Here is a 13,199-nt window from a genome sequence, read left to right as displayed (position 1 = left end):
CGCGCATCGTGGCCAGAGCCCGGTCCCATCCCGCAGCGACATCGCTTCCGTCGCGCCCCGACCTCACGAGGGTCGTCAAAGGGGGTCTGTCCTTCCGTGGTGACCAGCACTAAGCGCCGCTTGTCCGACAGGCGCACCTATGTTCTCGACACCAGCGTCCTGCTGGCCGACCCCAACGCCGTGTCCCGCTTCGACGAGCACGAGGTCGTGCTCCCGATCGTCGTGGTCACCGAGTTGGAGGCCAAGCGGCACCACCCCGAACTCGGCTACTTCGCCCGGGCGGCCCTGCGCCTCCTGGACGACTTCCGGGTCAGGTACGGGCGTCTGGACTCCCCGCTCCCCATCGGGGACCTGGGTGGCACCCTGCGTGTCGAGCTGAACCATTCCGACCCCGGCGTGCTCCCGGCCGGCTACCGGTTGGGGGACAACGACTCACGGATCCTCGCGGTCGCGCGGAACCTCCAGGCCGAGGGGTACGACGTCACGGTCGTCTCCAAGGACCTGCCCCTGCGCATCAAGGCGTCCTCGGTCGGTCTCCTGGCGGAGGAGTACCGCGCGGAACTCGCCATCACGGATTCCGGTTGGACCGGAATGTCCGAACTGGCCCTCTCCGCCGACCAGGTCGACATCCTCTACGACCAGGACACGCTGTACGTCCCGGAGGCCGCCGAGCTGCCGGTGCACACGGGTCTGGTCCTGCAGTCCGAGCGGGGCAAGGCGCTCGGCCGGATCACGGCGGAGGGCAACATCCGGCTGGTGCGGGGCGACCGGGAGGCGTTCGGCATCCGCGGCCGCAGCGCCGAGCAGCGGATCGCGCTCGATCTGCTCCTCGACCCGGACGTCGGCATCATCTCGATGGGCGGCCGGGCCGGCACGGGCAAGTCCGCGCTGGCGCTCTGCGCGGGCCTGGAGGCGGTCCTGGAGCGCCGGCAGCACCAGAAGGTGATGGTGTTCCGTCCGCTGTACGCGGTCGGCGGCCAGGAGCTCGGCTATCTGCCGGGCAGCGAGGCCGAGAAGATGAGCCCCTGGGCGCAGGCGGTCTTCGACACGCTCTCGGCGGTGGCGAGCCGTGAGGTCATCGAGGAGGTGCTGGGGCGCGGGATGCTGGAGGTCCTTCCGCTCACCCACATCCGGGGCCGCTCCCTCCACGACGCCTTCGTCATCGTCGACGAGGCCCAGTCCCTGGAGCGGAACGTCCTGCTGACCGTTCTGTCCCGTATTGGGGCCAACTCCCGCGTGGTGTTGACCCATGACGTGGCGCAGCGGGACAACCTCCGGGTCGGCCGGTACGACGGAGTGGTCGCCGTGGTCGAGAAGCTGAAGGGTCATCCGCTCTTCGCCCACGTGACCCTGACCCGTTCCGAGCGTTCACAGATCGCGGCGCTCGTGACCGAGATGCTGGAGGACGGTCAGATCTGACCCGTTTCGCACCGTCCCGTACCCGTACGGGACTTGGCGCCGCCCGGCAAAGCGCAGGAGCTTAGCCGGGCGGCGCCGTGCTGTCCGCCGAATCGACCAAAACCCCTGTGACTTACGAGGTGTGAGCTTTCACACGCAACTCGGAATTGCCTTGCGGCGTCGCCGTCCGGCAGAGTCTTGCTTCCGTCAGGCCCCGCATACGGCACACGTGCACCCTCAAGGGTGCTGCACCACACAACTCAACACTCGTTCGCCGTATGCCGCCCACAGCACCACGGGCCCGTGTCTTCTGTGACCCAGTACGTCGGAGACCAGCGCCAGGGGCACGATTTCGCCCGCTTGGTCACCTGCGCGGGCGATGCTGGAAGGAAACCGTGTGAGCCGGATCTCGGTCCGGGGATTCGCGGTGGCTTCGGCCACTGCGGTCACCACCGTCGGCGCCGTCGTGGGTGTTGCCTCGGGCAGCACCCAGCCCTCGGACGACAACTTCGAGGCCACCGCGGCCGACACCACGCTGCTCGCGGACATCCCCGCGGGCGAGCAGGCCCAGGTACAGGTCTCCTCGCTCTCGGAGCAGGCCGACGTCCAGGCCGCTGCGGCCGACTCGGCCCTGAAGAAGTCCGCGGAGGAAGCGGCCCGCATCCAGGCCGCAAAGGACGCCGAGGCGAAGAAGAAGGCCGCCGACAAGGCGGAGGAGGAGCGCAAGGAGGCCGAAGCGCGTGCCGAGCGCTCCTCGGTCCGGGACGCTTCGAGCTTCGCCGCCCAGGGCTCCTACTCCATCGCCGAGGTCAAGGCGATCGCCCGGCAGATGATTCCGGCCTCGCAGTTCCAGTGCTTCAGCAACATCGTGGACCACGAGTCCGGCTGGAACTACCGCGCGACCAACCCGTCCTCGGGCGCCTACGGTCTCGTCCAGGCCCTCCCGGGTTCGAAGATGTCGTCGGCCGGCGCCGACTGGCAGACGAACCCGGCCACCCAGATCAAGTGGGGCCTGAGCTACATGAACAACCGCTACGACAGCCCCTGTGGCGCGTGGAACTTCTGGCAGGCCAACCGCTGGTACTAGACCGGCGAGCTCAACCTTGTGGAGCCCCTCACCGTCCTACGGTGAGGGGCTCCATGCGTGTAGGTTTCAGGTCCACGGGCTCCCGGGGGGAGTGAGCGGGGGAAGAGGGAAGATCATGTCGAGACTGCCAGGGTTGCTGAACCGGCTGGGCGAGGGCCTCAGTCGCATCGGCGACCGGCTGGACGAGCGCCGTGCGCGCGCCGAACAGCCCGATGGAACGGGCGAATCCGACATACCGAGCGGCGAGGCGATGACCTCGCCCGGCGCCGACCCGGCCGGGACGCCCGGATCCGTGACTCTCCCCGAGCAGGACGCGGGCGCGGTGGCGACCACCACCCCCGACCCGCGGCCCGCCGAACCCGCCGACGAGGCGTCCGGCGCGGGCCCGCACCCCAAGGACGCGTTCGAGTCCGCGCGGTGGCCCGGACGGCGTGCGCCGTGGACCGGCAGCACGGCGGTCTCCGTGCCCGCCCCTCCCGCCTACGCCCCCGCCGTCGCCGCCCGGCCCGACCCGGTCGCCGCGATCCCGTGGGGCATCAGGGTCGCCGCGGAGGCCGGCTGGCGGCTGCTCGTCCTCGCCGGCACGGTCTGGGTCCTGATGAAGGTGATCAGCTCCGTCCAGCTGGTCGTCCTCGCCTTCGTCGCCGCGCTGCTCGTCACCGCGCTGCTCCAGCCCACGGTGAGGTGGCTGCGTCACGCCGGGCTGCCGCGCGGCCTCGCCACGGCCGTCACCGCCGTCTCCGGGTTCGTGATCATGGGCCTGGTCGGCTGGTTCGTGGTCTGGCAGGTCATGGACAACATCGACAACCTGTCCGACCGGGTCAGGGACGGCATCGAAGAGCTCAAGCAGTGGCTCCTCGACAGTCCGTTCCACGTCACCGAGAAGCAGATCAACGACATCGCCAAGAACCTCAGCGACACCGTCGGAGCCAACACCGAGCAGATCACCTCCGCCGGACTCCAGGGCGTCACGGTCGTCGTCGAGGCGCTCACCGGCATCCTGCTCGCGATGTTCTCCACGCTCTTCCTGCTGTACGACGGCAAGAAGGTCTGGCAGTGGACCCTGAAGCTGGTGCCCGCGCAGGCCCGCCCCGGCGTCGCCGGCGCGGGGCCCCGGGCCTGGCGGACGCTGACCGCCTATGTGCGGGGCACCGTGCTCGTCGCCCTGATCGACGCCGTCTTCATCGGCCTCGGGCTCTACTTCCTCGACGTCCCGATGGCCGTCCCGCTGGCCGTCTTCATCTTCCTCTTCGCCTTCATCCCGCTGGTCGGCGCCGTCATCTCCGGCGCCCTCGCGGTCGTGGTCGCCCTCGTCACCAACGGGGTGTTCACCGCCCTGATGGTCCTCGTCGTGGTCCTCGCCGTGCAGCAGATCGAGGGCCATGTGCTCCAGCCCTTCATCCTCGGCCGCGCGGTCCGGGTCCACCCGCTCGCCGTCGTCCTCGCGGTCGCGGCCGGCGGCCTGACCGCGGGCATCGGCGGCGCGGTGGTGGCGGTGCCGCTGGTCGCGGTCACCAACACCGTGGTCGGCTACCTCCGCGCGTACAGTCAGGAACAGGCCATGCTCAGCACACCCGGCCCGCACGGAGCGACGGCGATCGAGGTGGCGCCGACCCCCGCCCCCGCTTCGTCCGAGCGGGGTGACGCGTGATCTCCGAGCCGGAGCTGGACGGCGGGACGCAGTTCCCCGTGGCGGAGACCGTACGGAACGAGCCGGCACCTCGCCCGCCGCGTCCGCGCCGCCCCTGGGCATGGGCGCTCGGCGGCGCGGTGGTGGCGTCGGCGGTGTGGGCCGGCGGACTCTACGCGTACGAGCGGACCCAGGACGGGGGACCCGACCTGGGCGGATACCGGACCACCGGGAACCTCTGCGAACAGGCGGAGCTGAAGGGGCTGTCCACGGCCCTCGGCAAGAAGTCCGCCGACGCCAACGGTCTGACCACGGAGCATCCCGCGCTGGACGTCGCCCGCTGCAACGCGACACTGGGCGACCCGGAGAGCGGCTTCGACGTGGCGGTCACCTACTCGCTGCACAAGGAGACCGACCCGGGACCGGAGTTCGACCCCCGGTTGAAGGACTCCGGCTACGAGGACGACATCGACCGGGTCGACGGCCTGGGCGAGAAGGCCCTCGTGTGGGTGGACAGGCCCCCCACGGGCTCCTCCTCCGGCGCGTGGATCCAGGTCCTGGACGGTCAGGCCGAGGTGAAGATCGAGATCATGGCGATGGGGGCCTACGAGGTGGACCCCGAGACCGGCGAGGCCGCCGAGAAGCCGCGGTCCACCGATCTGTCGGGGATCGGGGACTTCCTCGTCGAGGACGCCCGGGCGTTGATGGCCGCGCTCAAGAAGTGACGGGGACGGAGAAGGGCCCCGGGGTGCGTGCCCCGGGGCCCTTCTCGTCACGTCACACGCCTCACTCGGCGATGAGCGCTTCCGCGTCCAGCGTCACGCCGACCGCCTGGATCACCGAGGCGATCTTGACGGCCTCCTGGATCGTCTCGCGGTCGACACCGGCCTTGCGCAGGACCTGCTCGTGCGAGTCCAGGCACTGGCCGCAGCCGTTGATCGCGGAGACGGCCAGCGACCACAGCTCGAAGTCGACCTTCTCGACGCCCGGGTTGCCGATGACGTTCATCCGCAGACCGGCACGCAGCGTCCCGTACTCCGGGTCCGACAGCAGGTGCCGGGTCCGGTAGAAGACGTTGTTCATCGCCATGATCGCGGCGGCGGACTTGGCCGCCGTGTACGCCTCGGGCTTCAGATTGGCCTTGGCCTCCGGCTCCAGCTCGGCGAGGACCTTCGGCGAGCGCGAGGCGATCGCACAGGCCAGGACGGTGCCCCAGAGCTGCTGCTGCGGGAGCTCGCTGTTGCCGATGACCGAACCGAGGTTCAGCTTCAGGTCCTTGGCGAAGTCCGGTATGGCGGACTTCAGTTCGTCGAGAGCCATGTCAGATCACTCGCCCGACAGGAGCGCGGCGGCGTCGAGGGTGCCCTCGCCCTTGTTCCAGTTGCAGGGGCACAGCTCGTCGGTCTGCAGCGCGTCCAGGACCCGCAGGACCTCCTTGGGGTTACGGCCCACGGAGCCGGCCGTCACCATGGTGAACTGGATCTCGTTGTTCGGGTCCACGATGAAGACGGCGCGCTGGGCGAAGCCGTCCTCGCCCTCGACGCCGCAGTCGCGCATGAGCTCGTGCTTCGAGTCGGCGAGCATCGGGAAGGGCAGGTCACGCAGGTCGGCGTGGTCCTTGCGCCAGGCGTGGTGCACGAACTCGGAGTCGCCGGAGACGCCGAGGATCTGGGCGTCGCGGTCCGCGAACTCGTCGTTCAGCTTGCCGAAGGCGGCGATCTCGGTCGGGCAGACGAAGGTGAAGTCCTTGGGCCAGAAGAACACCACACGCCACTTGCCCTCGTAGGACTTGTGGTTGATCTGCTCGAACTCCTTGCCGCTCTCCAGCGACACGCAGGCGGTCAGGTCGTAGGTGGGGAACTGGTCACCGACAGTGAGCACGCGCTCTCCTTGCACAGGAGGAAGTCCCTTTTGGGGACTTCCGGGGGGTTGGACGTGTGCTCATCCTGGCACGGAGTGCATTGATCAGTGAAATAGCTAGACTGCCTCGGGTTGATCGAAGGTGGTTATCAGTGATCTCTGTACGACGGGTGAAACAGCCCAGCCTGTCCCAGCTCAGAGCCTTCGCGGCGGTCGCGGAGCATCTGCACTTCCGTGATGCCGCCGCGGCGATCGGGATGAGTCAGCCGGCGCTCTCGGGCGCGGTTTCGGCTCTCGAAGAGGCACTCGGTGTCCAGCTCCTCGAGCGTACGACGCGCAAGGTGCTGCTCTCGCCCGCGGGCGAGCGGCTCGCGGCCCGGGCGAAGGCGGTCCTGGACGCGGTGGCGGAGCTGATGGAGGAGGCGGAGGCGGCCCAGGCCCCGTTCACGGGGGTGTTGCGACTCGGCGTGATCCCGACCGTCGCCCCGTATCTGCTGCCCACCGTCCTCGGCCTGGTCCACCGGCGCTACCCGGAGCTCGACCTCCAGGTCCACGAGGAGCAGACCTCTTCGCTCCTGGAGGGTCTCGCGGCCGGGCGTCTCGACCTGCTGCTGCTCGCCGTGCCGCTCGGGGTGCCCGGAGTGAGCGAACTCCCGCTCTTCGACGAGGACTTCGTGCTCGTCGCCCCGGGAGGCCATCCGCTGGCGGGCCGTGACGACATACCGCGCGAGGCGCTGAAGGAGCTCAAGCTGCTGCTCCTGGACGAGGGGCACTGTCTGCGCGACCAGGCCCTCGACATCTGCCGCGAGGCCGGCCGCACCGAGGGAGCGCCGGTCACCACGACCGCGGCGGGGCTCTCCACCCTGGTCCAACTGGTGGCGGGCGGCCTCGGCGTGACGCTGCTGCCGCGCACGGCCGTCAAGGTCGAGACCGCCCGCAACGCGGCCCTGTTCACCGGCTCCTTCGCCGAGCCGGCCCCTTCCCGGCAGGTCGCCCTCGCCATGCGGACGGGCACCGCCCGGCAGGCCGAGTTCGAGGAGCTGGCCTCGGCGCTGCGGGGCGCGATGACCCGCCTGCCGGTACGGGTGGTGGGCGCCGGTTCCTGAACTCCCCCGGGGATCAGGAACCGGCGCCTCGTCCACCCGCCCGCCGGGCTACTCCGTCCTCAGCCCGTCCGCCCGCATCAGCCGCCACAGCACCGGCATGCTCAGCAGCGTCACGGCGGCGATCAGCGCGATGCCGATCCCGGTGACGGGCAGGAAGACCCACCAGTCCCGGACCCGTTGCCCCGTCATCTTCAGCAGCACGACACCGAGCCCGAGCCCGCCCGCCACCGCGAGGGCGAGACCGAGCACGATCGGCACCGCCGTCTGCCACAGCACCGACCAGCTCAGCGTGGTGCGCCGGGTGCCGAAGGCGACCAGCGAGGACAGCAGCCGTCTGCGGTCCCTGAGCTGTTCGAGCGTCGTCACCAGGAGAGAGGCCGCGACCAGCAGCATCGTGAGGGTGGAGCCGACGAGGATCCCGGTGCGGACGCTGGAGAACTGGGCGCTCCGCTCGGTGTTCTTCAGGGTGCGGACCCACGAGGTCGGGTCGAGGGCCGCCGCCGTGTTCCGTACGTACTCGGCCGCGTCCGGCACGGCCGGGTCGAGCCGGACCATGGCGAGCGCGGCCGGATCGTCGAGCCGGGCCGCGTCGATCGCCGACGGGGTGGCGAGGATCCCGAACTCGTACATGCCCGTCGGGTCGGGACGGGAGTCCACGATCCGGGTGGTGGTGGGGATCCGCCACTGCGGGAGCGGGCCCTTGTGCTCCTCCGGGTCCCGCAGGGCGACCGTCCTGCCCGGCTTCGCGGTCTCCATGACCCAGCTGTCGGGCGCCCCTCCCTGGGCGCCGTGCGCGAGGGCGATGAACACGTCGCCATCCGCGCAGGACGGCAGCGTCGCGAACTCGCGGAGGGAGGCGCAGTCGCCGACCTTGACCGAGGTGGTCGGGGCGAAGTCCTCGCCCGGCTTCAGGGGGCCCGGTCGCCACGCGTGCGACGTGATCGTGCCGGAGACTCCGCCGACACCCGTGGTCCTGGTGAAGCGGGTGATCATCTCCCGGGCCTCGCCGCCCGTCGTCGCCTCCGTCTCGGCGACGAGCTGCGCCCGCGTGCTGTCCTCGCCGGTGGCCTGCGTGAAGTCGTTCTCCATCGCCTGGAAGAGCATCTGGAGCGCGATCGCGCCGGCCGCGGCGACGACGATGCCGCTGACGGCGCGGGCCGCCGTTCCGCTGCTCAGCTGGAGTCTGCGGACGGCCAGTTGCCAGGAGACCGGACCCCCGCGCAGCCGCTTCACACCGGCCTCGACGAGCCACGGCAGCAGGGTGGTGAGTCCGGTCAGGGCGAGGGTGACGCCCGCGGCGATCCCCAGGGTGTCGACGGCGGTCTGGTTCATCTCGACCGTCCCGAAGAGCGGGACGAGCAGAGCCGCGCCGGCCGCCAGGAGCAGCACCCGCCACCACAGCCGGCGGCGGCGCGGCGCCGCGGAACGGACGACACCGAGCGGCTCGATCGCCACCCCGCGCAGGGCGAAGAGGGTGACGACGACCGAGGCGACCGGCACCACGACGAGGACGAGCGCGGCGAGGGCGGGCATCGGCACGACGTCGGACGGGAAGGCGTTGACGTCCCAGATGGTGACCGCGCCGACGAACTGCCGCGCCACGGCGAAGAGTCCGGCACCGAGGGCGAGGCCGAGGAGCGCGCCGGCCAGGGACTCGCCGGCCGCGATCCGCCGGGTCGTCGCGGTGTCCGCGCCGACGAGGCGGAGGGCGGCGAGCCGCCGGTCGCGCTGCTCGCCGCCGAACCGTACGGCGGTCGCGATGAAGACGAGCACCGGGAGCAGCAGGACGACGGAGGCGACGAGGACGAGGAGGACCAGGAACGCGTTGAACGGTTCCCCGGGCACCGACCAGCCGTAGCGCGATCCTCGCCCGTCGTAGTTGTCGGTCGTGAGGAAGTCGACCTGGGCGACATAGCGCAGCTCGGTCGGGCCGATGAGCCCGGCGTCGCCGATCGTCCCGACGGCCTTGTAGGGGATCCGCTCCTTGAGGAGGGCGCCGTCGGGGGAGTCGAGCAGCTCGCGGAGCGCGGGGGAGACCAGCATCTCGCCGTTCGCGGGCAGTTTCGCCGCGCCGGGCGGGAGCGGGGTCCTCGCGCCCTCGGGGCGCAGCAGGAGCCCGGTGACGGATCGGTCCCGGTACATCGTGGTCTGCCCGAGGTGGAGAAAGGTGTCGTCGCGGGGTCCCGTCTCCTGCTCGCTGCCGTCGACGGAACGGGACGCCTCCCGCACCTCCCGCTGGAAGAGCATGTCGGGCAGGGAGGCGGCGGCGAGCAGCAGGGCGACGCCGAACCCGATGCCGACGGCGGTCAGGGCCGTACGGATCCAGCCTTGGCGGCCTCCGGTGACCGCGAACCGCGCGCCGAGCGTCAGGTCGCGGCCCCAGGTACGGAGCCTCATGCCGCCCACTCCGTGTCCCGGACGGCGCCGTCGCGGACGACGACCTCGCGGTCGGAGTAGGCGGCGACGCGGGCCTCGTGGGTGACGAGGACGACGGCGGCGCCGGTGTCCCGGGCCGCGTCCGTGAGCAGCTCCATCACGCGCTCGCCGTTGAGGGAGTCGAGCGCGCCGGTCGGTTCGTCGGCGAAGAGCACCCGCGGGGCGCTGACGAGCGCCCTGGCGACCGCGACCCGCTGGCCCTGGCCGCCGGATATCTCCCCGGGCCGCTTGGCGGCGATGTCGTCGACCTCCAGACGCGAGAGCCACTCCCGTGCCCGCAGTTCGGCGCTCTTGCGCCGCTCGCCGTTCAGACGCAGCGGCAGGGCGACGTTCTCGACGCAGGTCAGCTCGGGCACCAGCTGTCCGAACTGGAAGACGAAGCCGAAGTCGGAACGGCGCAGGGCGCTGCGCTCGCCGTCCGGCATCGCGGTCAGCTCGCGCCCGTCGTAGGTGATGGTGCCGGCGTCGGGCCTGACGATCCCGGCGAGGCAGTGCAGCAGCGTGGACTTCCCGGAGCCCGACGGGCCCATCACGGCGACGACCTCGCCGGCCCGGATGGCGAACTCGGCGCCCGAGAGGGCCGGCGTCGGTCCGTAGGTCTTGTCCAGGCCGCTCGCGCGGAGCAGGGGGCCGGCGGTCATCGGCGGATCTCCTCGGCGAGCCGGTCGATCCGGGCGGCGGTCAGCTCCAGCCACCGCAGATCGGCTTCGAGGTGGAACAGGGCGTGGTCGCAGATCAGCTGGTCGGCGAGGTCGCCGTCCTTCTTCCGCCGGGTCAGCTCCCGCATCAGCCGCAGATGCTCCGCGCGCTGGACGTCGAGCAGCTCGGCGGCCCCGCGTCCGGTGAGGAGCGCGAGGACGACCTTGGTGTAGAGCGTGGACTGGAGGTACGGCTCCGGCTTCTCCGGGCGCCGCAGCCACTGCTCGACATCGGTGACGCCGGCCTCGGTGATGGCGTACCGCTTCCGCTCGGGGCCGCCGCCGGCCTCGATGCCGTCGACCTCGACCAGTCCGTTCTTCAGCAGTCGGGACATCGTCGAGTAGACCTGCCCGTAGTGCAGCGGGCGGTCGTGACCGAATCTCTCGTCGAAGGCCCGCTTCAGGTCGTAGCCGTGGCGCGGACCGGACTCCAGGAGCCCGAGAAGGGTGTGTCCGATTGACATGGCATCACTCTACACCCTGTGTATACGCACGATGTATAGCTTCCCGATCGGGGAAATCGGGTGATGTGACCAGCGAAAACGGGTGAATGTGACCGGAGTCGCACAACCATCCCGGCCCCAGACGCGTCGGTTCCAGCGGGGGACGGTGCTGATTCTCACGTCCGGAAAAGACCGGATCGAGTGCGCTTTGTCAGCATCAGCGGTGTTAGCTTGCTGAGCTGATCCGACGCGGGCACCGGACCCGTGACCACGACGAGCGGAGCGACGAAGCACATGGGCCGAGCGGACAAGAGCCAGGGGAAGAAGGGCGGGCGGATACGCCGTCTCTTCACCTGGAAGAAGATCCTGGGCACGTTCTTCGTCGGCGCCCTGCTCGTGATGGGCGCCTTCTACGTGGTCTATCTGATGGTCCCGGTGCCGATCGCCAACGCCCAGGCGACCATGCAGAGCAACGTCTACAAGTACGCCGACGGCAAGATCCTCGCCCGCACCGGCGAGATCAACCGCGAGATCGTGGGCCTGGAGAAGATCCCGGTACCGGTCCAGAACGCCTTCGTCGCGGCGGAGAACAAGTCCTTCTACAAGGACAACGGCGTCGACATCAAGGGCACCACCCGCGCCGCCTGGTCCACGATCACCGGCAAGGGCAAGCAGGGTGGCTCGACCATCACCCAGCAGTACGTCAAGAACTTCTACCTCAGCCAGGACCAGACCGCGACGCGCAAGCTCAAGGAAATGGTCATCGCGCTCAAGGTCGACCAGCAGATGGGGAAGCCCGACATCCTCGCCGGGTACATGAACACGAGCTTCTACGGCCGCAGCGCCTACGGCATCCAGGCCGCCGCGCAGTCGTACTACGGCGTCGACGCCTCCAAGCTCACCGTCGCCCAGGGCGCCTACCTCGCCTCGCTGCTCCAGGCCCCCAACCAGTACGACTGGACCGCCGCCAGCCCGACCGGCCGCAAGCTCGTCGAGGACCGCTGGAACTACACCCTCGACAACATGGTCGAGGAGGGCTGGCTCGACGCGACGGAGCGCGCCACGCTCAGGTTCCCCGTCCCGCAGAAGGAGAAGGCCGCCCCCGGCATGGAGGGCCAGCGCGGCTACCTCGTCGAGGCCGCGAACCAGGAGCTGATCCGGCAGGGCATCAAGGCCGAGGACATCAAGGCCGGCGGCTGGACCATCACGCTCAACATCGACGAGAAGAAGCAGAAGGCCCTCGTCGCGGCGGTCGACCGCCAGCTGGAGGAGAAGCTCGACCGCAAGGGCGACAAGAAGGACGCCACCGTCCAGGCCGGTGCCACCTCCGTCGACCCGAAGACCGGCAATGTCGTCGCCCTGTACGGCGGTATCGGCGCCACCGAGCACTGGACGTCGAACGCCACCCGCCGCGACTACCAGCCCGCCTCCACCTTCAAGCCGCTCGTGCTCGCCTCCGCGCTCGAGAACGACGCCACCACCCAGGACGACCGGCGGATCGGCCTCGGCACCGTCTACAACGGCGACAGCCAGACGCCGGTCGTGGGCAGCGACATCCCCTTCGCCCCGGAGAACGAGGACGACAGGAACTACGGCCCCGTCACGGTCCAGAAGGCCACCAACAGCTCGATCAACTCGGTGTACGCCCAGATGATCGTCGACGTCGGCCCGGGGCACGTGAAGAGGACCGCCATCGACCTCGGCCTGAAGGACGGGCCGGACTTCGGCGAGAGCCCCGCGATGTCGCTCGGCACCATGGGCGCCTCCACCTGGGACATGGCCGGCGCCTACGCGACGCTCGACAACCACGGGGTGAAGGTCACCCCGACCATCGTGAAGTCCGCGAAGCACAAGGACCGCACGATGGAGCCGGTGAAGGCGATCGGCGACCAGGTCGTCAGCCGCGAGACCGCCGACACCGTCACGAAGGCCATGACCGGCGTCGTCACCAGCGGCTCCGGCACCCGCGCGGCCGGCGACTACGCCGCGGCGGGCAAGACGGGCACCTCCGAGAACAACCGCTCCGCCTGGTTCGTCGGCTACACCCCCGAACTGGTCACCGCGGTCGGCCTCTTCGGCGAGGACCCCAAGGGCAACCAGGTCACCCTCACCGACACGATGAACAAGGGCCGCGCCAACGGCGGCAGGACCCCGGCCCAGATCTGGGGCGACTACACCACCGCCGCCCTCGGCGGCGGCTCGGACGCCCGCTTCGACCTGGAGACCGACGACTCCGCGGTCCAGGAGCCGAACCCGACGCCGACCCAGTCCACCGAGGCCCCGACGTCGACGCCGCCGCCCACCACCGGCTCCCCGGACCCCACACCGCCGCCGACCTCGACGGCGACCACGCCGCCGCTGCCCACCGACACGGTCACGGTGCCGCCCCCGCCGACGGGGACGACGGAGCCGACCGGTCCGACGGTCGAACCGCCGGACTTCGGCGGCGACGAGCGCTCCGAGCGGTGACACGGCGAAGGCCGGACCCGGGACCCGGGTCCGGCCATACCCCGATATAGAAACCTGGCGCGCCCCCCGGGC

Annotated in this window: 11 protein-coding genes; 6 read left to right on the top strand and 5 right to left on the bottom strand. The window is 70.4% G+C overall.

What is annotated here, in order from left to right:
• Positions 1-96 precede the first annotated feature (96 nt).
• From AB0D99_RS23855 to AB0D99_RS23840, 4 genes are all read left to right on the top strand, one after another.
• A complete protein-coding gene (locus AB0D99_RS23855; protein WP_362365661.1) occupies positions 97-1,419 on the top strand; it encodes a PhoH family protein in 1,323 nt (440 codons plus the stop codon).
• 358 nt (positions 1,420-1,777) lie between these two features.
• Positions 1,778-2,485, top strand: coding sequence for a transglycosylase SLT domain-containing protein (locus AB0D99_RS23850; protein WP_362365658.1), 708 nt, complete (start codon positions 1,778-1,780; stop codon positions 2,483-2,485).
• A gap of 115 nt (positions 2,486-2,600) precedes the next feature.
• On the top strand, positions 2,601-4,136 hold the full coding sequence (locus tag AB0D99_RS23845; RefSeq protein ID WP_362365655.1) for an AI-2E family transporter: 1,536 nt from the start codon (positions 2,601-2,603) through the stop codon (positions 4,134-4,136).
• Complete coding sequence (locus tag AB0D99_RS23840; protein ID WP_362365652.1) at positions 4,133-4,840, top strand: hypothetical protein; 708 nt, start codon at positions 4,133-4,135, stop codon at positions 4,838-4,840. Before AB0D99_RS23845 ends, AB0D99_RS23840 begins: the two co-directional genes overlap by 4 nt.
• A 61-nt stretch (positions 4,841-4,901) precedes the next feature.
• Here the strand turns inward: AB0D99_RS23840 and AB0D99_RS23835 are convergent, their stop codons facing one another.
• Positions 4,902-5,435, bottom strand: a complete 534-nt coding sequence (locus AB0D99_RS23835; protein ID WP_329116564.1) for an alkyl hydroperoxide reductase — start codon at positions 5,433-5,435, stop codon at positions 4,902-4,904.
• Positions 5,436-5,441: 6 nt separating this feature from the next.
• Complete coding sequence (locus AB0D99_RS23830; protein ID WP_362365649.1) at positions 5,442-5,996, bottom strand: peroxiredoxin; 555 nt, start codon at positions 5,994-5,996, stop codon at positions 5,442-5,444.
• Positions 5,997-6,127: 131 nt separating this feature from the next.
• On the opposite strand from AB0D99_RS23830, the gene AB0D99_RS23825 reads away from it, so the two are divergent.
• On the top strand, positions 6,128-7,081 hold the full coding sequence (locus AB0D99_RS23825) for a hydrogen peroxide-inducible genes activator (RefSeq protein WP_362365646.1): 954 nt from the start codon (positions 6,128-6,130) through the stop codon (positions 7,079-7,081).
• A 48-nt stretch (positions 7,082-7,129) separates the two neighbouring features.
• Here AB0D99_RS23825 and AB0D99_RS23820 read toward each other — a convergent pair whose 3' ends face one another.
• Genes AB0D99_RS23820 through AB0D99_RS23810 form a run of 3 tightly spaced genes read right to left on the bottom strand, consistent with a single transcriptional unit; the run spans position 7,130 to position 10,679 of the window.
• Positions 7,130-9,478 (bottom strand): FtsX-like permease family protein, encoded by a 2,349-nt coding sequence (locus tag AB0D99_RS23820; protein WP_362365643.1) that lies wholly within the window; start codon positions 9,476-9,478, stop codon positions 7,130-7,132.
• Positions 9,475-10,158, bottom strand: coding sequence for an ABC transporter ATP-binding protein (locus tag AB0D99_RS23815; protein WP_362365640.1), 684 nt, complete (start codon positions 10,156-10,158; stop codon positions 9,475-9,477). The genes AB0D99_RS23820 and AB0D99_RS23815 overlap by 4 nt, the downstream gene beginning before the upstream one ends.
• Positions 10,155-10,679 carry a PadR family transcriptional regulator gene (locus AB0D99_RS23810; RefSeq protein WP_362365637.1) on the bottom strand — a complete coding sequence of 175 codons (525 nt, stop codon included), beginning with the start codon at positions 10,677-10,679 and terminating at the stop codon, positions 10,155-10,157. Before AB0D99_RS23810 ends, AB0D99_RS23815 begins: the two co-directional genes overlap by 4 nt.
• Positions 10,680-10,952: 273 nt before the next feature.
• Here AB0D99_RS23810 and AB0D99_RS23805 point away from each other — a divergent pair, with 273 nt between their 5' ends.
• Positions 10,953-13,127 (top strand): transglycosylase domain-containing protein, encoded by a 2,175-nt coding sequence (locus AB0D99_RS23805; RefSeq protein WP_362365926.1) that lies wholly within the window; start codon positions 10,953-10,955, stop codon positions 13,125-13,127.
• Positions 13,128-13,199 lie beyond the last annotated feature (72 nt).

It is taken from the genome of Streptomyces sp. NPDC047971, from assembly GCF_040653355.1.
Lineage (GTDB): Bacteria > Actinomycetota > Actinomycetes > Streptomycetales > Streptomycetaceae > Streptomyces.
Note: the sequence above shows the minus strand (reverse complement) of the source record. Positions and strands in the feature narration are given on the sequence as shown.

Coding starts and splice junctions, on each gene's coding strand:
- AB0D99_RS23835 (WP_329116564.1), bottom strand. CDS start 5,435: ATGGCTCTCGACGAACTGAAGTCCGCCATACCGGACTTCGCCAAGGAC.
- AB0D99_RS23850 (WP_362365658.1), top strand. CDS start 1,778: ATGCTGGAAGGAAACCGTGTGAGCCGGATCTCGGTCCGGGGATTCGCG.
- AB0D99_RS23810 (WP_362365637.1), bottom strand. CDS start 10,679: ATGTCAATCGGACACACCCTTCTCGGGCTCCTGGAGTCCGGTCCGCGC.
- AB0D99_RS23805 (WP_362365926.1), top strand. CDS start 10,953: ATGGGCCGAGCGGACAAGAGCCAGGGGAAGAAGGGCGGGCGGATACGC.
- AB0D99_RS23845 (WP_362365655.1), top strand. CDS start 2,601: ATGTCGAGACTGCCAGGGTTGCTGAACCGGCTGGGCGAGGGCCTCAGT.
- AB0D99_RS23815 (WP_362365640.1), bottom strand. CDS start 10,158: ATGACCGCCGGCCCCCTGCTCCGCGCGAGCGGCCTGGACAAGACCTAC.
- AB0D99_RS23820 (WP_362365643.1), bottom strand. CDS start 9,478: ATGAGGCTCCGTACCTGGGGCCGCGACCTGACGCTCGGCGCGCGGTTC.